The organism is Deinococcus alpinitundrae, assembly GCF_009982895.1.
Classification (GTDB): domain Bacteria; phylum Deinococcota; class Deinococci; order Deinococcales; family Deinococcaceae; genus Deinococcus; species Deinococcus alpinitundrae.
On sequence record NZ_WXZL01000007.1, the window covers coordinates 79,781 to 103,693 of the forward strand.

Consider the following 23,913-nt stretch of genomic DNA (forward strand, 5'->3'; position numbering starts at 1 on the left):
GGTCATTATGAACCGTTCCCTTCTCGCACTGACCGTTGCCCTCGGCACCTCGCTGGCCCTGGCCACCCCCGCCGATACGCTGGTCTACCAGATTGCCTCGGCCATCGGCAGCCTGGAACCTGTCCAGCCTGTTGCCACGTATGATGTGCTGCCGCTGATGCAGATGTACGAGGGGCTGTACCTCAACAACTTCGGCAAGTACGAGCCGCTGCTGGCCACCCGCTTTACCCAGAGCAAGGACGGCAAGGTCTCCACCTTCACCCTGCGCAAGAATGTCAAGTTCCACGACGGCTCGGTAATGAGCTGCACTGACGCCGAGTACTCGATACGCCGCACCCTGCTGGTCGGCAACGAAACCTCGCAGGCCGCCCAGATTCGTGCCAATCTGCTGAATCTCTCCGGCTTCACGCCCGAGGTCAAGAAGACCTACACCTTCGCCAAGCTCTCGAGCATGGTCAAGTGCAACGCGGCGGGGCAACTGGTGCTGACCTTGGACCGCAACGTGCCGAGCTTGCTGGACTCAATCACCCAGACCTACATCGTGCCGATGAAGGTAGCGGTGGCGGGCGGCGACTGGAGCGGCACCGCCAAGGATTTTGACGCCTTTCTCGGCAAGGACATGTCGAACTCGTCGCTGGCTCAGAAACCCGACGGCACCGGCGCGTATCAGTTCGTGGCCCGCGATCCCAGCCGCTTCGTGATGAAAGCTTTTAACGGCTACTGGGGCGGCGTGCCTGCGCTCAAGAATGTGATTCTCCAGAAGGTGGACAGTGACACCGCCCGCGTGCTGGCGCTGCAAAAGGGAGACGCCGACATCGCCATCATCCCCGACCGCGACACCCTCGCCAAGCTCAAGGGCGTCTCCGGCGTCAAGGTTTACGAGGATCTGCCCACCCACGACCTGACCGGCGTGGTGCTGTACAACCAGAACGTCAAGGACGACAAGTTGCTGCCCGCCGGACAATTGGCCGAGAACAATATGCCGGTCAACTTCTTCAGCGACGTTCATGTCCGCAGGGCCTTCGCGGCGCTGTTTGACACCAAAACCTATCTCCGCGACGCCTTGAAGGGCTACGGCCTGGCGCGGCATACCACCCTGCCCACCAACAACTGGGCCGAAGTCAAGACGCTCAACCCGCCTGCCTACAACCTCAAGACTGCCGAGGCTGAACTCAAGCAGGCGTTCGGCGGCAAGCTGTGGACCACCGGCTTTACCGTACCGCTCTCCATCTTCTCGGGCAGTGGCGTCTCGGAAGTGGTGGCGGGTATCTTCAAACAAAATATTGAGGCCCTGAATCCCAAGTTCCACGCCAACGTCAGTAACCTCGAACTCAGCGCCGCCAACGCCTCTCTCCTCGGCGGCAAGCTGGCCCTCAACCCGCTGACCTGGGGCGGGGCCGACCCCGACACCAATTTGCGCGGTTTGTACAGCTCCGGGGGCATTCTGGCGGCAGCCACCAACATCAACGATCCCAAGATGGAAACCTTGCTCAATCAGGCCCGCGACGCGGTGGGTCAGGCTGCCCGCAAGCCGATCTACAAGGAGTTGCTGACCTATCTCAATCAGCAGACCTACGCCTTCCCGCTGCCGCAGCCGTCGATCTTCGCGGCCACCGTTTCGTCCCTCAAGGGCTACGAGAACTTCAACAAGACGAACCTGCTCAAGGTGCTGAGCAAGTAAGCCTCTCAAACCGGTCATTTGCGGCCCGCCGCGCCCACCTCAGCGCGGCGGCAGGAAAAACCGGTCACGCCGACCCGCCGCCGCTCGTTCGCCCGCCTCCACTGCCAGTCCGAGGAGAACCGCATGACCGCCGCCACCAAGAGCAGCACCGAACTCGCCGCCGCCTTCGAGCAGGAAGCCAGACGTTTGCTGGAGGAATACAAGGTCCCCGGCGTCACCCTGGGTCTGCTGACGCCCGACGGCGACCACTTTTTCAACTTCGGCGTCACCAGTCTGGAAAACCCGCTGCCGATTGATGCGGACACCATTTTCCAGATCGGCAGCACCACCAAAACCATCACCTCGCTGACCTGCTCAGTGCTGGTCGCGCAGGGCAAACTGGACCTGGATGTGCCGGTGCGCACCTATCTCCCCGACTTCAAGCTCAAGGACGAATCGGTGGCCGCCGCGCTGACCACCCGCGACGTGCTGACGCACCAGGGCGGCTTCCAGGGCGACCTCTTCGAGGAAACCGGCAACGGCGACGACGCGCTTGAGCGGGTGCTGGACATCCTGGCCGAGTCGCCGCAGGTGGTGCCGCTGCGGGGCCACTGGAGCTACAACAACGCCGGATTCTACGTGGCTGGGCGGGTCATCGAGGTGCTGACCGGCCAGCCTTACGAAGCCGCCGTCACCGAACTGGTCTTAGCGCCGCTGGGCATGGACCATACCCTCTTCTTCCCCAATCAGGTGATGACCTACCGCTTTGCCACCGGCCACAACAAGATCGGCGACGAAATGGTGACGCAGCGCCCCTGGATCTTGCCGCGCTCATCGGCTCCGGCAGGCGGGACCTTGAATTCCACGCTGCGGGACATGACCCGCTACGCCCACTTCATGATGTCGGGAACGCTGCCGGACGTGCCGGAAACGGAGGGTGACGCGGCCCAGCCCGCCGAAGCGTCATCCCTGGCGGCGCTGGACCGCTCCCACTTCTGGCAACCACAGCGGCCCATCGGCGACGCCCTCAACGGCTTTCCCGGTGAGCGGGGCCAGATCGGGCAGAGCTGGTTTATCGATCAGTACCCGCAGGCCACCATCATCAGTCACGGCGGCACCACCCACGGCCACCAATCGGACTTCTGGGTCTCGCCTGACCGCAAAGTGGGCTTCATCGCCATGACCAACGCCAGCAACGGCCACGCCTACAACCGCAAGCTCAGCAAATGGATCAAGCGCGAGCTGCTGAATCTCAGCGGCACCGAGCAGCCGGACCATGTTGTCAGCCCGGACGCCCTGAGCGACTTCGTGGGCGAGTACCTGATTATCGGGATGCCGCTGAAAATCGGCTCGCATATAGAAGCTGGGCGGCTGACCCTCACCATCCCCGATACCACGCCCGGCGCGAGCGGCACCAAGCCCGCCCCGCTCCGTTTTATCGCCCCCAACCGTGCCCTGGTCACTGGCGGCGGCGATCTGGACGACACCGGCGTCGAGTTTCTGCGCGGCGTGGGCGGCCAGGTGGAATTCATGCGCATCGGGGTCAGGCTCTACCCGCTGGAGAGCCAGAACGCCGCTCAAACCCTGCCGTTGACCGACATTTAACAACCCACCCGATTGGTTTACCGCTTCAAGTCGCCAGGAGGATCCAACATGACCGCAACCACACCCAAGAGCAGCACCGAACTCGCCGCCGCCTTCAAGCAGGAAGCCCAGCGTTTGATGGAGGAATACAAGATCCCCGGCGTCACCCTGGGTCTGCTGACACCCGACGGCGACCACTTTTTCAACTTCGGTGTCACCAACCTGGAAAATCCCCTGCCGATCACCAACGACACCATCTTCCAGATCGGCAGCACCACCAAGACCATCACCTCGCTGACCTGCTCGGTGCTGGTCGCGCAGGGCAAACTGGATCTGGACGTGCCGGTGCGCACCTACCTGCCGGACTTCAAGCTCAAGGACGAATCGGTGGCCGCCGCGCTGACCACCCGCGACGTGCTGACCCACCAGGGCGGCTTCATGGGCGATTTGTTCGACGATACCGGCGAGGGTGACGACGCCATCGCCAAGGTGCTGGACGTGCTGGCCGGGTCGCCGCAGGTGGTGCCGCTGCGGGGCCACTGGAGCTACAACAACGCCGGATTCTTCGTGGCCGGGCGGGTCATTGAAATGATCACCGGCAAGACCTACGAGGCCGCCGTCACCGAACTGGTTTTGACGCCGCTGGGCATGGACCATACCCTCTTCTTTCCCAGTCAGATCATGACCTACCGCTACGCCACCGGTTACAACAAAGTCGGTGACAAGATGGTGGTGCAGCGCCCCTGGATGATGATGCGCTCGGCGGCCCCAGCGGGCAGCAGTTGCTCATCCACCGTCAGCGACATGGCGAAGTATGCCCACTACATCATGTCGGGCACGCTGCCCGAGACCAAACCCACCGAGAAGGTAGACGGCCAGGAAGCAGACGCCGAACCCGGCGCCGAACCGACCGTCAAGACTTTGGACCGCACCCAGCTCTGGACACCCGTTCGCAGCGTGGGGGTCGGCATTAACGCCTTTCCCGGCGAGGAAGGGCAGATTGGGCAGAGCTGGTTTATCGATCAGTACGACAGCGCCACCGTCATCAGTCACGGCGGCACCACGCTGGGCCATCAATCGGACTTCTGGGTCTCACCGGACCGCAAGGTGGGCTTTATCGCCATGACCAACGCCAGTAACGGCCACGCCATGAACCGCAAGCTCAGCGAATGGGTCAAGCACGAGGTGTTGGGGCTGAGTCAGCCGGAGCAGGAAGAAGTCAAGTTGAGTGCAGGCGAACTGGACGCATTGACGGGAACCTACGACGTGGTGGGCCAGAGCTACACCCTCGGCGCGAAGGTGGAGGGCGGCCAACTGGTGCTGACCATCCCCGATGGGGCCTCGGGAGACACACAGGACTTGGCCCTGTACTTCCTCGCCCCGGACCGCGCCGTTGTGGCGAGCGGCGACGCCGAGGGCCTCGGGGTGGAGTTTTTGAGAAAAGGCGGCGAGGTCGAGTTTATGCGCTTCGGCGCGCGGCTCTATCCACGCGCCACCGAAGTGCTTCAGCCGCCAGTCACCGCTGCGCTGTAAGAGCCGCACGCCACCACCGCACCGCAGGGAGGCCGACCGATGACCGCGATCACCGCGAGCAGTACCGAACTCGCCGCCGCCTTTGAGCAAGAAGCCCAGCGCTTGATGGACGAATTCAAGGTGCCGGGCGTGAGCATGGCCCTGATGTTGCCGGACGGCGACCACTTCCTGTGTTTCGGCGTCACCAGTATCGACAATCCGCTGCCGGTCACCGACGACACCATTTTTCAGATCGGCAGCATCACCAAAACCCTGACCTCGCTGACCCTCTCAGCCCTGGCGGAGCAGGGCAAGCTGAACATCACCGACAGGGTGCGCGACCATATTCCCGACTTCAAAATGAAAGACACCTCGGTGGCGGGGAACCTGACCATTCTGGACGTGTTGACCCACCAGGGCGGCTTTCAAGGCGACTTTTTTCAGGATACCGGCGAGGGCGACGACGCGCTAGCCAGGGTCGTGGACGCGGTGGCCGCTTTGCCGCAGGTCGTACCGATGCGGACGCACTGGAGTTATAGCAACGCCGGATTTTACATTGCCGGGCGGGTGATCGAGCTGGTGTCGGGACTGACTTATGAAGCCGCCGTCACCGAACTGGTCTTGAAGCCGCTGGGGATGGATCACACCTTCTTTTCTGCCAACGAGGTGATGACGTACCGCTTTGCCACCGGTTACAACAAGGTCGGCGACAAGATGGTGGTGCAGCGCCCCTGGCTGATGATGCGCTCTGGGGGGCCAGCCGGAAGCACTTGCTGCTCCAGTGCGCGCGATCTGGTCAAGTACCTTCATTACATGCTGTCCGGCAGGCTGGCCCCGCAGGAAGCAGCCGACGACGAGAACCGCGAACAGCCGCCGCTGGCAACGCTGGACCGTGCCCGCCTGTGGACAGCCGTGCGCGAAATCGGCCCGTCTACCAGCGGCCCGCCCGGCACACAGAGGCGCATCGGCCAGAGCTGGTTTCTGGATCAGTCCGGGGGCGCACTGCTGATCAGTCACGGGGGCAGCACGCTGGGACACCAGTCCAACCTGTGGGTCTCGCCGGATCGCCAGGTCGGCTTCGTCTCGCTGACCAACGCCCCCAACGGCCACGCCATGAATCAGAAATTGAGCGAGTGGGTCAAGCATGAAGTGCTGGGGCTGAGCGAATCACCTGCCGCGGACCTCAACCCTGGCGAGGCTGAACTTCAGCCGCTGCTGGGTTACTACAGCGTGATCGGCCAAGCGCAGCCCATTGCCACGACACTGCAACAGGGCCGATTGGTGGTCACCTTGCCGGACGGCTCGCCTAGTGGCAGAGACTTGCCCGTGCGCTTCATCGCTCCAGATCACGCCGTCGTGGTGGGCGGCGACGCGGACGGTATCAGCGTGGAATTTTTGCGTGAAGACGGTGAGGTCCGGTTCATGCGGCTGGGGTTGCGGCTTTGTCCGCGTCAGAGCGGAGCGCAGCACACTGGAGCGCCGCAAAGTGGAGGACAGTTATGAATCAGACTTGGATTCGGGGCGGTACCCTGATCGACGGCACCGGAGCGCCCGCCCGCCAGGCGGATCTGCTGATTCAAGGTGACAAGATTGCCCGGATCAGCGCCCCCGGCGGCGACGTCCCCGAGGGGGCCGAGGTGGTGGACGCTTCCGGGCTGGTGGTGGCCCCCGGCTTCATCGACGTGATGAGCCACTCGGTCTCGAATCTGCTGGCCGACGGCCTGAGCGTGGGCAAGGTGACGCAGGGCGTGACCACCGAGATCATGGGCGAGGGCTGGACTCCGGCCCCCGCCGTAGCGGGTGAGGCCCACGCCTTTCCCGTTCATGGTCTGCCGGGCGGCGACGAGCGCTGGATCGAGCGGGCCAAGGGCTGGACACGCTTCGGCGATTGGCTGGCCGCGCAGGAGGGAGTGGGCGCGGCCGTCAACTTCGGCTCGTTTCTGGGCGCCACCACCGTCAGGATGGTCGGCAAGGGCCACGCGGCGGGCGAGGCCACGCCGCAGGAACTGGATGAAATGCGCCGCGTGACCCGCGAGGCGATGGAGGACGGCGCCTATGGAGTCGCCTCGGCGCTGATCTACCCGCCCGGCAGCTACGCCAGCACTGACGAACTCGTCGCCATTTGCGAGGAAGTCGCCGCCGCGCAGGGCATCTACATCACCCACATGCGCTCCGAGGGCGAGGGGATTCTGGAAGGCTTCGCCGAGGCCCTGGAGATCAGCACCCGCAGCGGAGCAAGGCTGCACCTCTACCACCTCAAGGCAGCGGGGCAGCCGGCCTGGCCGAAGATGGCGACCCTCATTGAGCGCATCAACGCCGAGAAGGCAGTAGGCAAGGATATCTACGCCGACATGTACCTGTATACGGCAGGCGGCACTGGCCTGGCGGCGTCCTGCCCGCCCTGGGCCAGCGAGGACAACCTGCTCAAGGAGCGCCTGCGCGATCCCGAGACCCGCGCCAAGATCCGGGCGGCCATGCTGGCACCTGACGGCACCTGGGAGCCGCTGGGTGGCCTGGCCGGGCCGCAAGGCGTCTACCCGGTGGGCCTGAGCTTGCCCGAACACGCCGGGTACCGGGGCCGCTCGCTGGCCGAGATCGCCAGTCAGCGCGGCCAGGACTGGATTGACACGGTGCTGGATTTGATCGAGGCGGAGCCGGAGGGGATCGGCACCCTCTATCACCTGATGAGCGAAGCCAACATCCAGTCTCAGCTCAAAGAACCCTGGGTGATGCTCGGCTCCGACGCAGCGGGCGACGATCCCGGCGATCAGGAAGGCGGCTTCGCGGGCGGCCATCCCCGGGCGCTGGGCAACTTCACCCGGCTGCTGGGCCACTACGTGCGCGATCTGGGGCTGATGGACTTGGAGGAAGGTGTGCGCCGCATCACCAGCCTGCCCGCCGAACACCTGCGCCTCATCGGGCGCGGCGTGCTGCGGGAGGGGGCTTTCGCCGACGTGGTGATTTTTGATCCGCGGACCATTCAGGACAAGGCCACCTACACCGAGTCCAACAAACTCTCGGTGGGCGTACGTGACGTGTGGGTCAACGGGGTACAGACCTTGAAGGCCAGCAAGCATACCGGAGCGCTGCCGGGCGTCCGGCTGTACGGGCCGGGAGCCCGTGTCCGCAGCGCCGCAGGCCGCCGCACAGGCGCTTAAGAGAAGGCACCTGTGATCACCGCCTCTGCCGCCGCCACCAAAGTCCAGGCCACCACCGCCATCGATCTGCTGCGCACTGGCCTGGACGGGTTCGGGCAGCGGGACCAATCAATCGCCCGCTTCTTCATCGACCACGCCGAAGAAATTCCTTTTCTGAGCGCCGGGGAAATCGCCGAGACCCTAGGGGTCAGCGGCGCGGCCATCACCCGCTTTGCCCAGCGGGTCGGCTACGAGGGTTATCCGCATCTCCAGCGCAGGATTCGTCAGGAGTTGCGGGCCACCCTGGGCATGAAACAGCCGGGCCAGCCAGGCAGCACGGTGTCGCACTTCTGGGCCAGCGAGCGCAGCAATCTGGACGGCCTACAAGACCTGGCCGAAGACCAGTTGCTGCGGTTTGCCCGCAGCCTGGCCCAGGCCGGGCAAATCTGGGTGGTGGGGGCGCGCTCGTCGTATGGGCTGGCGCTGATTGCCGAAACCATCTTCTCATCGTTTCGTCCCCGCGTGCGGGCGTATTCGACAGACCTGCTGCTCAGCCGCCCCGAGCAACTGCTGGAAGTGGCCGCCGGAGACGTGGTGCTGGTCTTTACCCTGCGGCGCTACAGCCGCGCGACCACCAGAATCACCCAGGCCCTGCACCACTACGGCGCGAGGGTGCTGCTGCTCACCGATCAGGGCGTGTCTCCGCTGGGCAAGATCGCCGACCAGAGTCTGCGGCTGCCCACCCAGGGTTCGGACGTACTCGCCTCGCTCTCGCCCTTCGTCAGCTTGATCACCCTGATCGCCTCGCTGATGGCCCAGGAACTGCGCGGCGGGCACCTCAAGCAGGCTGAGGACCTCAACGGCGAGTTCAGCGTCTACGAGTACTGAAGCGGGTTCAAACCAAAAAGAAGGGGCCGCCGTCTTATTCACAGACGGCGGCCCTTATTCTTCTGACTCAGTTCGGCTACCGCCCCGCTAGCACCGTCCAGATGGCCGGGTTGGCGACCAAGCCGTAGGCCAGGTTCGGCAAGATGCCCAGCACCGTCACGCCGACCACGCCGATAACGACGGCGGCGGTGGTGGGTGTGCGCTCGCCGGGGTACTCGCGGGCGGGGGTGCGGTCGGGCATGAACATCAACATGGCAGGTCGCAGGTAGTAGATGAGCGCGGCCACGCTGCCCATCGCCGCGATGATGGTCAGGCCCACGTACCCGGCCTGAAACGCCGCCTGGAACGCCAGGTACTTGCCCATGAAGCCCGCGAACGGCGGCAACCCTGCCAGCGAGCCGAGGCAGACCGCCAGCGCCACCGCGTAGGCCGGGTGACGGTAGAACAACCCGCGCATGTCGTCGAGTGTGAAGGCCGCCTCGGTGCGCTGGAGGGCGCTCACGACGGCCAGCGTGCCCGCCGTCATCAGGGTGTAGACCAGCAGGTAGTAGGTCAGGGCCGGGCCGCCGGTCGCCGGATTGCCCAGCAGGGCCAGCGCCAGAAAGCCGGTGTGCGCCACCGCCGAGTACGCCATCAGGCGCTTGAAGTTGGTCTGGAAGAGTGCGCCGAGGTTGCCAACCACGATGGTGGCGACGATCAGCACTTGCAGCACCCCCGCCCAAGCCGGGACATTCTGCATCGCGCCGCCGAAGACCCGCAGCATGCCCGCAAACGCCGCCACCTTAACCACCGTGCTCAGAAACAAGCCGACGCTGGTGGGCGCGCCGCCGTAGACGTCCGGCGTCCACTGATGGAAGGGAGCCAGCGCCACCTTGAAGCCGAAGCCGCACAGCAGCAGCAAAGCGCCGACGACCAGCAGGCCGACGTTCTGCACTTGCAACCCGGCAGTGGCGTCGCGAATGCCGACGTAGCTGAGGGTGCCGGTTGCGCCGTAGACCAGCGCGATGCCGTAGATCAGGATGGCGCTGCCCACCGCGCCGAGCAGGAAGTACTTCATGCCCGCTTCCTCGGCGCGGCGGCTGTCTTGCAGGGTGGCGATGACGTAGCCCGACAGGCTCATGACTTCCAGACCGATCAGCATGGTTACCAGGTCGCCGGAAAAGGCGATCAGCAGCGTGCCGGTGACGGCGTACATCAACATGGCGTCGAATTCAGGAAAGGCCAGCTTGGCGCGGGCGGCGCTGTCGTAGGTGACCAGCAGCGTCATCAAGGAGCCGAGCAGGATGATCAGCCCGATGGAGAGGGCCACGTTGTCGGCTTGCAGGCTGCCACCAAACGAGGTCAGCCCGCCGTTCCAGAGCGTGACCATGCTGACGCCCGACAAGACCAGCGAGACCATGCTGATTAGGGTAATGGCCCGCCGGGGCAGGAAGAAGCCCAGCAGCGTGGCGGCAATCGCGCCGAGCAGGGTGATGGCGATGGGCAAGAGCGGCGCGAGGGCCACGTCGGGGAGAATGAGTGGGGTGTTCAAGAGAGGCCCCTTTTAGGGTAGATACGGAGCCCAGAGCAAGGGGCGCAGGAGAAGCTGAAAGCCAACATTGTGCCGCTCATACGCCGCCCCCCAATCCGTTCATCCAGGCGCGCACCACCGGCTGCACCAGGGCCAGGGCCGGACCACTGTAAATGCCGAAGAAGATGGCGACGGCCACCGGAGCGCCCAGAATCAGCCAGTCGAGGTCGCGCAGGTCGTGAGCCAGCACCGCTCCGGCAGGCCGCACCTGCCAGTAGGTCGTCTGGTAAGCGGTGAGGGCGTAGGCAGCGGCGGCGATGGTGGACAGGCCCGCCAGGAACGCCAGCCAGGGCGACACCTGATACGCGCCGAGCAAAATGCTGAACTCACCGATGAACCCTGCCAGCCCCGGCACGGCGATCGAGGCGAACCACAGGGTCATGGTCAGGCCACTGAGCGCTCCGGCCTGGGTCATGATGCCGCCGACTTTGGTGCTGAGACTGCCGACCCGCTCCTGAAGCATTCCGGCGGCCAGAAACAGCGCCCCGGTGTAGACGTTCTGGAACGCCAGCAAAAACAGCGCGCCGATCATGGCGGTTTCGTTCATGGAGAAGATGCCCAGCCCGACCAGTCCCATGTGAGATAAACCCGCGTAAGCCAGCAGTCGTTTCCAGTCGGTCTGCGAGAAGGCGATCCAGGCAGCATAGAGGGCGGTGAAGGCCGCCAGCGCCATCAAGATGGGCCGCAGTTCCAGCATGGCGTCGGGAAACAGGATGACCCCAAACCGGAAGAGGCCGTATGCGCCGACCTTGTAGAGCGTGCCCATCACGTCGGCCACACCGCTGTCGTGGTTCTGGGCATGGAAATCGGGCAGCCAGGCGTGCATCGGAAATAGTGGCAACTTGACCGCCATCGCCGCCAGGAACCCCAAAAAGAGCCAGGTCTGAACCGTGCCCGTGACCGGGTGGGCCTGCAGATCGGCCAGCGCGAAGGTCGGGCTGCCGCCGTAATACTTGACGCCGATAATGGAGATCAGCATCAGCAGGCTGCCGAACAGCGTGTAAGCGGCGAACTTGATCAGGGCGGCCATCCGGTGTGCCTTGCCGTAAATGGCGAGCATCAGCAGTGCCGGAATCAGGGCGTCCTCGAAAAACACGTAGAACAAAACGAGGTCGCGCGCGGCGTAGATACCCAGCAGCCCGGTTTCCATCATCAGAATGAGTGAGAGCATGGTGCCAGGATTGGGGATGCGCTTCCCGGCGTAGATGATGGCGATCAGGGTCATGAAGGCGGTGACGATGCCGAGCAGCAGGCTCACGCCGTCCATCTGCACGCTGTAGGTGACGCCCAGCGCCGGAATCCAGTTGATGCTGTAGGCCGACAGCCCGCCCACCGACCAGGACCACAGTCCGCCCGCCAGGGTCAGCCCCGCCGCCGCGCCCGCGAACTCCTCGCGCCAGCGCACCGGCACCAGGAAAATCAGCAAGCTGGCGAGCACCGGCAGGAAGATGAAAAAGTGAATCACAAACCGCCTCCGATGGCTTTGAGAGCCCAGTACCCGACGATCAGGGCGGTGCCGAGCAGCATGCTCAGGGCGTAGGCCCGCACGAAGCCGCTTTGCCAGATGGTGACGAGCCAGCCGGGCGCGCCGACGTTGCTGACGATGCCGTTCATGGCTCCGTCCACGCCGTTGTCTACGGTGTCGAGACCGCGCGAGATGACCTTGCTGCCGTTGCCGACGACGGCGGTGTACAGCCGGTCGAGGTAGAGCGCCTGAAAGCTGAACTGACCCAGCGGCCCGACTTGCAGGGCGCGGCGACGGTGTTCGTAAAAGGCCCAGCCGAGGCCCGCCAGCGCGACAGCCACCGCAATCAAGGTGGCGAGCCACTCGGTACTTGCCAGAATCTCGTGTTCGTGAACGGGAATGGCCCGGCCCAGAAAGTTGTCGAGAACGTGCCCGCCGCCCAGGAACGAAGGCACGTTGAGGAAGCCGCCCACCGTCGCCAGCGCCGCCAGAATGCCCAGCGGCGCGCTCAGCACGGCGTCGCCGTCATGCGGGTGCAGCTTGGTGTCGCCCCGGTACTCGCCGCGCCACACCAGGAAATACCAGCGGCCCATGTAGAAGGCGGTCAGGAAAGCGACGAACAAGCCGATCAGGTACAGCGGAATGTTCTGGGCGAAGGCCGAGGCCAGAATGCCGTCCTTGGAGAAGAAGCCCGCGAAGATCGGGATGCCGGAAATCGCCAGCACGCCGATCAGACTGACGATGTGGGTAAACGGCATACTTTTGGCCAGCCCGCCCATCTTGCGCACATCCTGCTCTTCGTGCAGCGCGTGGATAACCGCGCCCGCCGCCAGGAACAGCAGCGCCTTGAAGAAGGCGTGGGTGACGAGGTGGAAAATGGCCGCCGTGTAGCTGTGCAACCCCACCGCCAGGAACATGTAGCCGAGCTGCGAAACGGTGGAGTACGCCAGGATCTTCTTGATGTCGGTCTGGTTGAGCGCCGAGAGTGCGCCGTAGAGCGCAGTGAGGCCACCTGCCCAGGCCACCCACATCGAAGCGCCGGGAGCCAGATCGTAGAAGAAGTTGCTGCGGGCGATCAGGTACACGCCCGCCGTGACCATGGTGGCCGCGTGAATCAGCGCCGAAACGGGGGTCGGACCCGCCATCGCGTCGGGCAGCCAGGTGGTGAGCGGGAGTTGACCGCTCTTGCCGACTGCGCCAACCAAGAGGAAGAGGCAGATCAGTTCGATCAGGGGCCGCGAGGTGACCGCCAGCGTGCCTTCCTGTCCGGCCAGTTCGGGAATGACCAGCGTACCGAACACCTTGTAGATCAGGAACATGCCCAGCATGAAGCCCAGATCGCCGATGCGGTTCATGATGAACGCCTTGCGGGCGGCGTTGGAGTTGTTGACCCCATCGGCGGCGTTGTGGTCCTTGTGTCCAGCGAACCAGAAGCCGATCAGCAGGTAGCTGGCCATGCCCACGCCTTCCCAGCCGACGAACATCAGCGGGTAGGAATCGGCCAGCACCAGAATCAGCATCATGGCGACGAAGAAGTTCAGTAAAGCGAAGAAGCGAGTGAAGCGGGCGTCCTCGCGCATGTAGCTGATGGAATAGACGTGAATCAGAAAGCCGACGCCAGTAATCACTAAAGTCATGACCGACGAGAGCTGATCAAGGTAGAAGCCGACGTTGAGGTTGGCCGAGACGCCACCGGTGCCGAGCGCCATGTTGGGCAGCCAGGTCCAGAGGGTTTCGTGGGCGGGAACGTCACTGAGACCGAAGAACCGAACGAGCGCCACGACGAAGGCCGCGCCGATGAAGCCGGAGCCGAGCCAGCCGCCGGAGGTGCCGGAAAACCAGCGGCCCCCCACGATGAGCAGTAGGAAACCGATGAGCGGCAGGAGGGGAAGCCAGTAGAGTGCCATTCAACTACCCCTTGAGGGACGCCAGATCGTCCACGTTGGTGGTTTCGCGTTTGCGGAAAATCGCCACGATAATCGCCAGCCCAATCGCCACTTCGGCGGCGGCCAGCGTCATCACGATGAAGACCGCCGTCTGGCCGACCAGATCGCCCCAGGCACGGGCGAAAGCCACCAGTGAGAGGTTGGCGGCGTTGAGCATCAGCTCGACTGACAAAAAGACCATGATGGCAGTGCGCCGCGTCAGCACACCGATCATGCCCAGTGCAAACAGGATGCCCGACAGGGCGATGTAGTAGGAGGTGGGAACAGATTCCATCTCAGGCCACCTCCCCTTCCAGCCTTGCGGCTCCCGGTTGCGTCTGCGGGTCGGCTTGCACGGCGGGGCGCTGCACCAGGGCCACTGAGCCGACCACCGCGACCAGCAGCAAAATGCTGACCGCCTCGAACGGCAGCAGAAAGCGGGTCAGCAGGGTCTCACCGACCGGGCCGGGAGCGCCGTTGGCCAGCGCAGCGGTGCTCTCCGCCAGCGGGCGCGGGTCTTTGTAGGTAAAGGCCAGAATGGCGAACGCGCCCGCCAGGATGGCCCCGCCCACACCCGCCAGCGGCGCGATGAAGGGCAGCGGGTTGGCGTCCTCCACCGGGCGGTTGGCGTCAAGCAACATGATGACGAAGAGAAACAACACCATCACCGCGCCCGCGTAGACGATGACCTGGGTCGCCGCCAGAAACGAGGCGTTGAGGGTGGCGTAGAGGCCCGCCACCATCAGCAGGGTCCCGACCAGCCCCAACGAGGCGTGAACCGCGTTGCGCACCGAGATGGTGATGATGCCGCCTACCAAGGTCAGCAGGGAAAGCACGAGAAAAGTGATCATGTCGGGTACTTCACCCCTTCCAGTTCGGCGCGCGGGCCGCCCTCCACCTTGAAGCCGGTGCGCACCGCCTGGTGCTTGCGGGCCGCCTCACGGCGCTGCGGAATCGAGCCGTCCACGCCCACCAGCATGTCTTCCTTGGCGTACACGAAGTCGCGGTAGCGGTAATCGGCCATCTCGAATTCGTTGCCCATGACCACCGCGCCGGTCGGGCAGGCTTCCTCGCACATCCCGCAGAAGATGCAGCGGAGCATGTTGATCTCATAGACGCTGGCGTAGCGCTCGCCGGGCGAGGTGGGGTGGGCCGGGTCGTTCTCGGCGGCCTCCACATAAATGGCGTAGGCCGGGCAGGCGGCGGCGCACAGCGAGCAGCCGATGCACTTCTCCAGGCCGGTGCCGGGGTGGCGGGTCAGCACGTGCCTTCCGCGAAAGCGCGGCTTGATGGAGGCCCGCTGCTCGGGATAACTGACGGTGACGGGCTTGGTAAACAGCTTGCCGAGCGTGACGCCCATGCCCTTGGCGAGTTCTAGAACGCCCATTGAAAACCTCCGGTAAAGCTGTCGAAGCAAAACATTCAGTCGCCTCCCAGCGGCCGGGTCGCCGCCGGGCGCTCGGCGTCGGGGCGGTGGGTGGGGGTGTTCCACAGCTTGCGGGCGCGGTCACTCAGGACGACCAGCAGCACGAAGCCGATGAGGCCCAGAAGCGCCAACGGCCACAGCCCGGCAGACCGAAAGTAGGTCAGGTAAAAGCCGGTGACGATGGTGTTGGTCAGCGCCAGCGGGAAGATCAGCTTCCAGCCGAAGCGCATCAGCTGGTCGTAGCGCAGCCTCGGCAGGGTGGCCCGCACCCAGATGAACACGAACAGAAAAAAGGCGATCTTGAGAATCAGCCAGATGAACGGCCAGTTGGAGATGCCGGGGATGACGCCTTCCAGAAAGACCGGCCCCTTGTAGCCGCCGAAAAACAGCGTGCTCATCAGCGCCGAGGCGGTGATCATATTGACGTACTCGGCCATCTGAAAGAGTGCCCACTTGATCGCCGAGTACTCGGTGAGGTAGCCCGCCACCAGTTCCTGCTCGGCCTCGGGGAGGTCGAAGGGGGTGCGGTTGACTTCGGCAAAGCTGCTGACCAGAAAGGTGGCGAAGGCGAAGAGCTGAAAGATGATCAGCCAGCCATTGTTGGCCTGCCAACCCACGATGGACTGAAACGAGGCGCTGCCCACCAGCATCAGGATGCCCAGGATGCTCAGGCCCATGCCGAGTTCGTAGGAGATGATCTGCGCCGCGCTGCGCAGGCCACCCAGCAGCGGGTACTTGGACCCCGAGGCCCAGCCGCCCAGGAAGATGCCGTAGACGCCCATGCTGGTGATCGCCAGCAGACCGATGACGCCCACGTCCAGCTTGTAGACCCAGGGATCGAGGCCGAAGAAGCTCCCGGCGGGGCCAGCCGGAATGCCACCAAAAGCGGTCAGCGCACAGGTGATGGCGATCAAGGGGGCCAGGGTGTAAACCAGCTGATCGGCCTTGGTGATCCGCAAGTCTTCCTTGAAGATGCTCTTGACGGCGTCGGCCAGCGGTTGCAGCAGCCCCAGCGGCCCGACGCGGTTGGGACCCCAGCGAATCTGCATACGGGCCAGCAGGCGGCGCTCCACCAGGGTCATGTAAGCGAATGTAGTCAGCAGGCCAAAGGCCACCAGCACGCCCTTGACCACCGTCCACAGCAAATCCAGCCACCAGGCGGTGTCAGGCATCAGTCGTCACCGGCCACAAACGTGGGGGCCATCGGCAGTTCGATCATTCCAGCGCTATACACAGGATCAGAGCGTTTCATGCCTTCCTTCCAGAGTTGCGGGGTGTACGGGGCGGCAGGCGCGTCGTAGCGCATCCCCAGCGGCGCGATCAGCCCGTGAATGGGCAGCTCGGCCACGTTGACGCCCAACCGTTCGCTGAGCAGGGTCTGGGCGCTGCGGATACCGCGAATGCCGGTCTTGACGTCCAGCGCCTCGGCCACGATCCCCAGGGCGCGAATCAGATCGGCGGCCTCGCCGTTCTTGAGCGCCGCCGGGCGCAGCGGCAGCAGGCGGCCTTCCAGATTGACGGTGGTGCCACGCTTCTCGTAGTTGGTCACGGCGGGCAGCACCACGTCGGCCTGCTGGGCAGTGGCGGTCAGGTGGGTGTCGTGGGAGATGAGGAAGCGGGGTCGGGTCTGCCCTTCCGCGAGCGGGTCGAGGCGGCTGACCAGCGCCACCCGCGCCTGCGAGAGCTGGTCATAGCGCAGCCCACCCGAACGCGGCACCAGATTCAGCGAGGCCAGGCCACGCGCGTTGGCCCCGGCGGGCAGGGCCAGGATGCGGGTCCTGGTGCGCTGGGTTAGGCTTTGCAGGGCACTGCGGGCCGCGCCGCTGAGACTGGAGAGCGCTTCCGCGCCCAGAATCAGAATCGGGCGCTCGGCTTTGTTCAGTAACTCGGTGGCGGCTTTGACGGCGGCGTTGTCGGAGCTGCCGGTCAGCCCGGCCAATGCGGTGGCGGCGTCAAGCTGGGCCGTGAATCCGGCGTTTTCGCTCAGGCGACTGGGCTTGCTGGAGATGACCGCCAGCTTCTCGCGCTTGCGGGCGGGGCGCTCCACCAATCTGAGATCGGCAATCGCGGTCCCATGATGAAACTCAGCAGGCAGAAGGCCACCGCGCAGCATCTCCAGAATGCGGAGTTCCAGGACCGGAGCTTCCTCGCCCAGGTCGGCTCCCAGCACCACCACGCCGTCGGACTGAGCGATTTCGGTCAGGGTGGGCGCGTCAGCTCCGTAACCCGGCTGACGCGGCCAGTGGTCCACGCTGGCCAGTCCAGTCAAGCCCACGAAGGCCTCAGCGGCAACGCCCTCTTCCAGGGTGGAATCGGCATTCAGGAAGACGGCCAGATCGTGCGCGTCCAGACCAACCATCCCGGCACGGATGGCGTCCACGGCCTGATCCCAGGTGGCGGTCACGAGTTGACCGTCCTCATTGCGGATCATCGGCGTGGTCAGGCGGCCCTCGGAGGCGAAGACGTGCCCGAAGCGGCCCGCGTCGCAGATCCAGGCCTCGTTCACTTCCCTGTTTTCCCCGGCCACGATGCGCTCCAGGCTGCCGTTGCGGGCGTCCACAGTAATGGAACAGCCCACCGGACACAGCGTGCAGGTGGTGGGGGTGTGGTCGTATTCCCAGTTGCGGCCCCGGAAACGGGCCACGTTGTCGAGCAGCGCGCCCACCGGGCAGATGTCGGTGATGTTGCCCTGGAAGCCAACCGGCAGGCCGCCCTCCGCCGTGTCGATAAAGGTGTGGCTGCCGCGCTCGATGAAGTCCAGCACTTCCTGACCCGGCACCTCCTCGAAGTAACGCACGCAGCGCTTGCAGTGAATGCAGCGCTCCTGATCCAGAATCACGTAGTCGGAGAGCGGATAGTGCTTCTCGGCGTGGCGGCGGTCGAAGCCGAAACGCGACGCGCCGTAGCCGTATTCGAAGGCGCGGTCTTGCAACTCGCAGGCCCCGCCCTTGTCGCAGGTCGGGCAGTCGAGCGGGTGGTTGAGCAGGGTAAATTCCATCATGCCCGCCTGCGACTTGGCGACGACTTCGCTTGTCGCGGCGGTTTTGATCTGCATGCCCTCGGTGGCCAGCATGGTGCAGGCAGCCATCGGCTTGGGGAACCAGAAGATTTTGGGGGTGGCCGCGTCGCCCTCGCCTTCCATGATGAACGTGCCATCCGGGTTCTTGCGCGGGCTGCCGGATTCGATCAAGCACATCCGGCAAGCCCCGACAGGCGAGAGGTACGGGTGGGCGCAGAAATACGGCACGTCTTTTCCAGCGTGAAACACCGCGTCGATGGCGGAGGTTCCGGCAGGAAGGTCGAGGGAAATGCCGTCGACATGAACTTTCATAGGTGGCCTCCAGCGGCGGGTGAAGTGAGGGCCGCGAATGTCCCTGTCTGCTTAGCCTTCACGCTTCCCGCCACCTTTTGCGTGCTGGATAGATCGGCTTGCCGGTGGTTGCCAGCGCGTCGTATTCGTCGCGGAACAGCTTGATGCTGCTCATCACGGGCGAGAGACAGGCGTCGGCCAGGGCACAGAACGAGCGTCCGCCGATGTTGTCGCACATGTCCAGAATCAGCTGCACGTCGCCGGGCTGCCCCTGGCCGCGCACCTGCTTTTCGTACATTCGGACCATCCAGCTGCCGATGCCCTCGCGGCAGGGTGTGCACTTGCCGCAGGACTCGTGGGCATAAAAGCGCACGATGTTCCAGGTGGCGTTGACGATGCAGTCGGCCTTGGGAATCAGGGTGACGCCGCCGGTGCCGAGCGAACTGCCCGCCGCCGCCAGCGCCTCATAATCCATACCGGTGTCGAGAATCGCCTCGGTGTAGGGCAGCATCATGCAGCTGCTGCCGCCGGGGATAATCACCTTGATGTCTTCCAGCGGCCCACCGGCCCAGTCGAAAATCAGCTCGCGGAAGGTGGTACCCAGCGGCAACTCGTAAATGCCGGGCCGGGCGACGGGGCCGGAAATCTGAAACAGCTTGGTACCCTTGCTCTTCTCGGTGCCCATACCCGCGTGCCATTCCCAGCCGTATTTCAGAATCTGGGTGGCGGCGCAGAAGGTCTCGACATTGTTGATGGTGGTAGGGAGCCCGTAGAGGCCTGAAGCGGCGGGAAACGGCGGCTTGAGGCGCGGATTGGCTCGCAGGCCCTCCAGGCTGTTCATCAGTGCGGTTTCCTCGCCGCAGATGTACGCACCCGCGCCCCGGTGAACCTGAAGGTCGAAGTCGAAGCCGCTGCCGAGAATGTTCTTGCCCAGGAATCCGGCTTCCCGCGCCTCGACGATGGCGGCCCGGATGCGCTCAGCGGCCTGCACATACTCGCCCCGGATGTAGATGTAGCCCAGAGAAGCCCGCATGGCAAACCCACCGATGATCATGCCCTCGATGAGCTGGTGGGGGTCTTCCGACATCAGGTAGCGGTCCTTGAAGGTGCCGGGTTCGGACTCGTCGGCGTTGCACAAAATCAGGTGCGGCTTGCCGTCGTTGAGCGGCATGAACGACCACTTGAGGCCGGTGGCAAAGCCCGCGCCGCCGCGTCCGCGCAGGCCCGACTTCTTGACCTCGTCGATGACGGCGTCGTTGCCGATGGCAAAGGCCCGCTGCACTGCCTGATAGCCGCCCGACAGCAGATAACTCTGAAGCGTCCAGCTTTCGGGGCGGCCCACGTTGGCGTACAGTGTCGGCGCAAAGCGCGGGTCTTTGGCGCTGGTAATCGGTCTGGGGGGAGCGATGGTCATGGTTGTTTCCCGTTGGCGGCGTGGGTCAGCGGGTAGAGGGCATCGGTGCTGCCGCCTGCTGCTTCACCGCTGGAAAGAGACTGGCGTCCGTCCTCGGCCACGACCACCGGCACCGGATGGTGATCGACCGCCGGTGCGCTGCCCAGCCGCATGGCCTGCAGCAGCGCGTCGCAGCGGGTGCGGGTGACCGATTCGTAATAACCGTCGTCGCCCAGCTGCATCACCGGCGCGGTGCCGCAACTGCCCAGGCACTCGACTTTCTGCACACTGAACATTCCGTCCGGCGTGACCTCGCCCGGCTGCACATCCAGCGTCTCGACCAGGTAATCCCACAGCTCGTCGCTGCCCGAAAGCGCACACATCAGCGTAGAGCAGACCTGAAGGTGGTATTTGCCGGTGGGCAGGGTGTGGTAGGTCGAATAAAAGCTCATGACGGAGCGGACTTCGGTGGCCGTCGAGCCAATCAGGGCGGCGATCTCGTCCATCCGTGACTCGTGAATGAAACCCTCGGCGTCCTGCACTTCCCGCAACAGCGGCATCAAGGCCGAACGTTTGCCCTGCGGCGAGTCGGGGTAGCGGCTGAGAATATCGGCCACCAGTTCGGATTTGTCGGCGAAGTAACTCAAGTAAAGCCTCCCAAATGACGCAGCAGATGTAAGTATCTCAGTGCCGTGATGATGGCCAGCAAGCTGCTGAGCGCCTCGGCCACCATCAGCACTTTCTCAGGCCAGGCATTGATGCTGCCGAGAAAGACCAAGCTGGATAGGCCCGGAATCACGGCCAAAAACGCACCGAAAGGCAGCAAAAAACGTCCGTAACGCACAAACCCGTCGTTTGGTTTCAGCGGCCTCGGTTTGAAGATGAGTGCCACCAAGCATAACCCCGCCGCCAGGCCCAGTGTCAGGACCGCCAAAACGGCCAATTGGGTCGGCCAGGAGAGGGGCCAGTCTTCCAGCAGCCAAGTCAGACTCCACAAGTCGAGGGCCAGGAGCAGCAGCACCGGCAAAACGCCCAGCAAGACGTCCAGAACCAGCCGTCGCGGCTCGGTTGGACCGGCTTGAAGTGCAGCAGGCTGCATTTCTCTTCACTCCCTCCAGACCGGCCAGGTGGCCCTTTCCAGCGCCGATATCTGCTCGGCACTGTGCCCACCCTGCCGCAGCAGCGTCATCAACTGGCCCCGGTGGTGCGCGTCGTGAACGAGGGTGTGCTGCATGAAATGCACCGGATGGCTCTCGTAATGGCCCTCGAAGTTCCGGCCTTCGCTGAGCGCGTCCTCAACAGCGGCCAGCACGGCGGCGTCGCTCTCGGTGAAGGCCCGGCGCAATTCGCTGATGTCGCGGGTCATCAGCGTGTTGTTCGGTCCCAGCTCGAAGTCAATCGCGTCGGCGTGGGCAGGCGAGATTTCACTCAGCCAGTCCTTGCGAAAGCCCGCCATGTGAGCGAGCTGATCCGCGACGCTCACCGGTCCACGTCCCCCAGCACCGGGTCGATGGTCGCCAGTACGGTGATCAGATCGGCAAATTGCCCGCCCACGCAGGCATATTCCAGGGCCTGAAGGTTGACGAAACTCGGCGCACGAATCTTGACCCGGTACGGCATTGAGCCGCCGTCCGAGATGATGTAGTAACCGACCTCGCCGCGCGCGGTTTCGACCGGCACGTACACCTCGCCAAGCGGCGGGTGAAAACCCTCGGTAACCAGTTTGAAATGGTGGATCACCGCTTCCATGCTGGTTTCGAGTTCGTGGCGCGGCGGCAAGCTGATCTTGCGGTTGGGGTCCTTCACCGGCCCCGGCTTGAGGCGCTTGAGGGCCTGCCGCACGATCTTGGCACTCTCGCGCAGTTCGTCGAGGCGCAGCACGAAGCGGGCCTGCGAGTCTCCGGCCTGACTGACCGGCACGTCGAAGTCGTAGCTGTCATAGCCGCAGTAGGGGTTGGCCTTGCGGTGATCGAGCGGCACGCCCGAGGCCCGCAGATTCGGCCCAGTCAGGCCCAGGTCGATGGCCACGTCCGCCGGAATGACGCCCACGCCCACCGCCCGGTCCAGAAAAATCGGGTTGGTGGCGAACATGCTGGCGTACTCGTCCACGTGCTTGTCGAAGCTGTCCACGAACTTCTGAACGTTGTCGGCCCAGCCGTCAGGAATGTCGCGCGACAGCCCGCCCACCCGGAAGTAGCCCTGGTTCATGCGGTAGCCGCAGACTTCCTCGAAGAGGTCCTGCACCGCTTCCTTCTCGCGGAAGCAGTAGAAGAACAGCGTGATCGCGCCGAGGTCCATCAGCGCCGTACCCAGAAACACGAGATGCGAGTGGATGCGTCCCAGTTCGTGCAGGATGACCCGCACGGTGGTGGCCCGCTCCGGCACCTCGGCCTGCATCAGCTTTTCCACGCCCAGCACGTAGGCCAGCTCGTGGCCGAACGAGTGCAGGTAATCGGTGCGCGGCGCGTAGGTCACGCCCTGCTGGTAGGTGCGGTGCTCGAAAGTCTTCTCGAAGCCGGTGTGGAGGTAGCCCATGTGCGGCGTCACCTTGATGACGTACTCGCCGTCCATGTCCACAACCAGCCGCAGCACGCCGTGCGTCGAGGGGTGCTGCGGCCCCACGTTGAGGCTCATCACCTCGGTGTGCATCAGCGAGCCTTGCTGGGCCGTCAGCGAGCCGACGCGCTCCGGGCGGGTGCTCTCCTGATGATCGGGCTGCATCTGGCTTCTCGGCAGGGTGCCGCTCTGCTTGTCCACCGGCGGACGGTCTTTGAGACTCATGCTGTCACCTCGGTCCAGAAACGAATCCCCCCGACCAGCGCGCCGCCCCGCTTCAAACGCTTCATTTCGGTCCTCCCTCCGGCATCACCGGCGGCTCCATCTCGCGGGTCCCACCTTTGCGCAGGCTGCCGCGCCAGCCAGTCAGGCCCGCACTCTGGCCGGTCATGCCGGCCCGAAACGTCGGCGGATCGATAAAGCGCCCGTCACGAAAGAGCGTGGGCGTTTCCTCGATCGGAAAGTCCTTGCGCAGCGGGTGACCTTCCAGATCGTCGGGCGTCAGAATTTTGCGCAGATCGGGGTGGTTATCGAACACCACGCCCATCAGGTCGTAGACCTCGCGCTCCAGATAGTTGGCCGACTTCCACACCGGAAAGAGGCTCGGCAGCGACTCGCCGTCGCGGAGCCAGACGCGCAGAAACAGGCGGCGGTGGTCGTAGGGGTGATAGACGTTGTAGAGCACGCTGAAGCGCTGGGGACGCGGCTGCACATACGCGCCGTAATCCACGCCGACCACGTCCATCAGCATGAAGCCTGCCGTCTTGAGCTTCCCAGCGACGGCTTCCAGATCACCTGCGGTGACGAGCGCCGTCGGCTCGGCGGCGTCCTCTGCTTTCAGGCCCAACGTCTGAACGAGCTGGGCCACCGGGTCAGGTCTGGCCATCGCAGGCGTCTCGGTGGCCCCACCACCCACCGTGAACACGACCTGGTCCTTGCCGCCTAGCGCGTCCATGCGTCCACCATCGGCAGTTGATTGCCGAGCTGATCGAAGGCCTCGCCGCGCACTTTCTTCTGAAGCTGCATCACAGCGAAGATAAGCGCCTCGGGCCGGGGCGGGCAGCCCGGCACGAAGATGTCCACCGGCACCACGCTGTCCACGTTCTGCACGACGGCGTAGTTGTTGAACATGCCGCCACTGCTGGCGCAGGCCCCCATGCTGATGACCCATTTGGGATCGGGCATCTGGTCGTAGACGCGGCGCATGATCGGGGCCATCTTCTTGCTGAGCCGCCCGGCCACGATCATCACGTCGGCCTGGCGGGGTGAGGCGCGAAACACCTCCGAGCCGAAGCGCGCCAGATCGTTGCGCCCATCGGTGGCGCTCATCATCTCGATGGCGCAGCAGGCCAGGCCGAAGGTGGCGGGCCACAGCGAATTGCTGCGCCCCCAGGCCACCAGTTTTTCCAAGCTGGAAAAGAGGATGCCCTCGGATTCCAGTTCCTGCCAGTCACGTTCAAAGAGTTCTTTTAGTGGCATCCGAAGCC

General features: G+C 64.4%; 21 protein-coding genes. 6 read left to right on the forward strand and 15 right to left on the reverse strand.

The window, feature by feature from the left end; translation table 11 throughout:
- The first annotated feature begins 7 nt into the window (after positions 1-7).
- From GUI70_RS08385 to GUI70_RS08410, 6 genes are all read left to right on the forward strand, one after another.
- Positions 8-1,681, forward strand: coding sequence for an ABC transporter substrate-binding protein (locus GUI70_RS08385; RefSeq protein ID WP_161881857.1), 1,674 nt, complete (start codon positions 8-10; stop codon positions 1,679-1,681).
- 123 nt (positions 1,682-1,804) lie between these two features.
- The gene (locus tag GUI70_RS08390; RefSeq protein WP_161881858.1) at positions 1,805-3,265 is read left to right on the forward strand and encodes a serine hydrolase domain-containing protein; all 1,461 of its coding nucleotides are present in this window, start codon (positions 1,805-1,807) and stop codon (positions 3,263-3,265) included.
- A gap of 48 nt (positions 3,266-3,313) precedes the next feature.
- The gene (locus GUI70_RS08395) at positions 3,314-4,777 is read left to right on the forward strand and encodes a serine hydrolase domain-containing protein (protein WP_161881859.1); all 1,464 of its coding nucleotides are present in this window, start codon (positions 3,314-3,316) and stop codon (positions 4,775-4,777) included.
- A 39-nt stretch (positions 4,778-4,816) separates the two neighbouring features.
- A complete protein-coding gene (locus GUI70_RS08400) occupies positions 4,817-6,259 on the forward strand; it encodes a serine hydrolase domain-containing protein (RefSeq protein ID WP_161881860.1) in 1,443 nt (480 codons plus the stop codon).
- Positions 6,256-7,914: an N-acyl-D-amino-acid deacylase family protein gene (locus GUI70_RS08405; RefSeq protein WP_161881861.1), complete on the forward strand. Its 1,659-nt coding sequence runs from the start codon at positions 6,256-6,258 to the stop codon at positions 7,912-7,914. The genes GUI70_RS08400 and GUI70_RS08405 overlap by 4 nt, the downstream gene beginning before the upstream one ends.
- A gap of 12 nt (positions 7,915-7,926) precedes the next feature.
- The gene (locus GUI70_RS08410) at positions 7,927-8,781 is read left to right on the forward strand and encodes a MurR/RpiR family transcriptional regulator (RefSeq protein WP_161881862.1); all 855 of its coding nucleotides are present in this window, start codon (positions 7,927-7,929) and stop codon (positions 8,779-8,781) included.
- Positions 8,782-8,857: 76 nt separating this feature from the next.
- Here the strand turns inward: GUI70_RS08410 and GUI70_RS08415 are convergent, their stop codons facing one another.
- The 15 genes from GUI70_RS08415 to GUI70_RS08485 form a co-directional block, all read right to left on the reverse strand.
- Entirely contained in the window at positions 8,858-10,312 is a 1,455-nt protein-coding gene (locus GUI70_RS08415) for an NADH-quinone oxidoreductase subunit N (RefSeq protein ID WP_161881863.1), read from the reverse strand.
- 76 nt (positions 10,313-10,388) lie between these two features.
- Positions 10,389-11,816: an NADH-quinone oxidoreductase subunit M gene (locus tag GUI70_RS08420; protein ID WP_161881864.1), complete on the reverse strand. Its 1,428-nt coding sequence runs from the start codon at positions 11,814-11,816 to the stop codon at positions 10,389-10,391.
- Positions 11,813-13,723, reverse strand: a complete 1,911-nt coding sequence (gene nuoL / locus GUI70_RS08425) for an NADH-quinone oxidoreductase subunit L (protein ID WP_161881865.1) — start codon at positions 13,721-13,723, stop codon at positions 11,813-11,815. Before nuoL ends, GUI70_RS08420 begins: the two co-directional genes overlap by 4 nt.
- A 4-nt stretch (positions 13,724-13,727) precedes the next feature.
- On the reverse strand, positions 13,728-14,036 hold the full coding sequence (gene nuoK, locus GUI70_RS08430; RefSeq protein ID WP_161881866.1) for an NADH-quinone oxidoreductase subunit NuoK: 309 nt from the start codon (positions 14,034-14,036) through the stop codon (positions 13,728-13,730).
- A gap of 1 nt (position 14,037) precedes the next feature.
- Positions 14,038-14,592 (reverse strand): NADH-quinone oxidoreductase subunit J family protein, encoded by a 555-nt coding sequence (locus GUI70_RS08435; protein WP_161881867.1) that lies wholly within the window; start codon positions 14,590-14,592, stop codon positions 14,038-14,040.
- The gene (nuoI, locus tag GUI70_RS08440; protein ID WP_161881868.1) at positions 14,589-15,128 is read right to left on the reverse strand and encodes an NADH-quinone oxidoreductase subunit NuoI; all 540 of its coding nucleotides are present in this window, start codon (positions 15,126-15,128) and stop codon (positions 14,589-14,591) included. The genes GUI70_RS08435 and nuoI overlap by 4 nt, the downstream gene beginning before the upstream one ends.
- A gap of 35 nt (positions 15,129-15,163) precedes the next feature.
- Positions 15,164-16,339, reverse strand: coding sequence for an NADH-quinone oxidoreductase subunit NuoH (nuoH, locus tag GUI70_RS08445; RefSeq protein WP_161881869.1), 1,176 nt, complete (start codon positions 16,337-16,339; stop codon positions 15,164-15,166).
- Positions 16,339-18,498 carry an NADH-quinone oxidoreductase subunit NuoG gene (gene nuoG / locus GUI70_RS08450; RefSeq protein WP_161881870.1) on the reverse strand — a complete coding sequence of 720 codons (2,160 nt, stop codon included), beginning with the start codon at positions 18,496-18,498 and terminating at the stop codon, positions 16,339-16,341. The genes nuoH and nuoG overlap by 1 nt, the downstream gene beginning before the upstream one ends.
- 58 nt (positions 18,499-18,556) lie before the next feature.
- Positions 18,557-19,891: an NADH-quinone oxidoreductase subunit NuoF gene (gene nuoF / locus GUI70_RS08455; protein ID WP_161881871.1), complete on the reverse strand. Its 1,335-nt coding sequence runs from the start codon at positions 19,889-19,891 to the stop codon at positions 18,557-18,559.
- Positions 19,888-20,517 (reverse strand): NADH-quinone oxidoreductase subunit NuoE, encoded by a 630-nt coding sequence (gene nuoE / locus GUI70_RS08460; RefSeq protein WP_161881872.1) that lies wholly within the window; start codon positions 20,515-20,517, stop codon positions 19,888-19,890. The genes nuoF and nuoE overlap by 4 nt, the downstream gene beginning before the upstream one ends.
- Entirely contained in the window at positions 20,514-20,969 is a 456-nt protein-coding gene (locus GUI70_RS08465; RefSeq protein ID WP_161881873.1) for a hypothetical protein, read from the reverse strand. Before GUI70_RS08465 ends, nuoE begins: the two co-directional genes overlap by 4 nt.
- Positions 20,970-20,975: 6 nt before the next feature.
- Positions 20,976-21,353, reverse strand: a complete 378-nt coding sequence (locus tag GUI70_RS08470) for a DinB family protein (protein WP_161881874.1) — start codon at positions 21,351-21,353, stop codon at positions 20,976-20,978.
- Positions 21,350-22,519 (reverse strand): NADH dehydrogenase (quinone) subunit D, encoded by a 1,170-nt coding sequence (gene nuoD / locus GUI70_RS08475; protein WP_237724800.1) that lies wholly within the window; start codon positions 22,517-22,519, stop codon positions 21,350-21,352. Before nuoD ends, GUI70_RS08470 begins: the two co-directional genes overlap by 4 nt.
- 193 nt (positions 22,520-22,712) lie before the next feature.
- Positions 22,713-23,381 (reverse strand): NADH-quinone oxidoreductase subunit C, encoded by a 669-nt coding sequence (locus tag GUI70_RS08480; protein ID WP_306468283.1) that lies wholly within the window; start codon positions 23,379-23,381, stop codon positions 22,713-22,715.
- Positions 23,369-23,905 carry a NuoB/complex I 20 kDa subunit family protein gene (locus tag GUI70_RS08485; protein ID WP_124867232.1) on the reverse strand — a complete coding sequence of 179 codons (537 nt, stop codon included), beginning with the start codon at positions 23,903-23,905 and terminating at the stop codon, positions 23,369-23,371. Before GUI70_RS08485 ends, GUI70_RS08480 begins: the two co-directional genes overlap by 13 nt.
- Between the last annotated feature and the right edge of the window lie 8 nt (positions 23,906-23,913).

Coding starts and splice junctions, on each gene's coding strand:
- GUI70_RS08385 (WP_161881857.1), top strand. CDS start 8: ATGAACCGTTCCCTTCTCGCACTGACCGTTGCCCTCGGCACCTCGCTG.
- GUI70_RS08390 (WP_161881858.1), top strand. CDS start 1,805: ATGACCGCCGCCACCAAGAGCAGCACCGAACTCGCCGCCGCCTTCGAG.
- GUI70_RS08395 (WP_161881859.1), top strand. CDS start 3,314: ATGACCGCAACCACACCCAAGAGCAGCACCGAACTCGCCGCCGCCTTC.
- GUI70_RS08400 (WP_161881860.1), top strand. CDS start 4,817: ATGACCGCGATCACCGCGAGCAGTACCGAACTCGCCGCCGCCTTTGAG.
- GUI70_RS08405 (WP_161881861.1), top strand. CDS start 6,256: ATGAATCAGACTTGGATTCGGGGCGGTACCCTGATCGACGGCACCGGA.
- nuoL (WP_161881865.1), bottom strand. CDS start 13,723: ATGGCACTCTACTGGCTTCCCCTCCTGCCGCTCATCGGTTTCCTACTG.
- nuoK (WP_161881866.1), bottom strand. CDS start 14,036: ATGGAATCTGTTCCCACCTCCTACTACATCGCCCTGTCGGGCATCCTG.
- GUI70_RS08435 (WP_161881867.1), bottom strand. CDS start 14,592: ATGATCACTTTTCTCGTGCTTTCCCTGCTGACCTTGGTAGGCGGCATC.
- nuoI (WP_161881868.1), bottom strand. CDS start 15,128: ATGGGCGTTCTAGAACTCGCCAAGGGCATGGGCGTCACGCTCGGCAAG.
- nuoH (WP_161881869.1), bottom strand. CDS start 16,339: ATGCCTGACACCGCCTGGTGGCTGGATTTGCTGTGGACGGTGGTCAAG.
- nuoG (WP_161881870.1), bottom strand. CDS start 18,498: ATGAAAGTTCATGTCGACGGCATTTCCCTCGACCTTCCTGCCGGAACC.
- nuoF (WP_161881871.1), bottom strand. CDS start 19,891: ATGACCATCGCTCCCCCCAGACCGATTACCAGCGCCAAAGACCCGCGC.
- GUI70_RS08465 (WP_161881873.1), bottom strand. CDS start 20,969: ATGCAGCCTGCTGCACTTCAAGCCGGTCCAACCGAGCCGCGACGGCTG.
- nuoD (WP_237724800.1), bottom strand. CDS start 22,519: ATGCACACCGAGGTGATGAGCCTCAACGTGGGGCCGCAGCACCCCTCG.
- GUI70_RS08480 (WP_306468283.1), bottom strand. CDS start 23,381: ATGGACGCGCTAGGCGGCAAGGACCAGGTCGTGTTCACGGTGGGTGGT.
- GUI70_RS08485 (WP_124867232.1), bottom strand. CDS start 23,905: ATGCCACTAAAAGAACTCTTTGAACGTGACTGGCAGGAACTGGAATCC.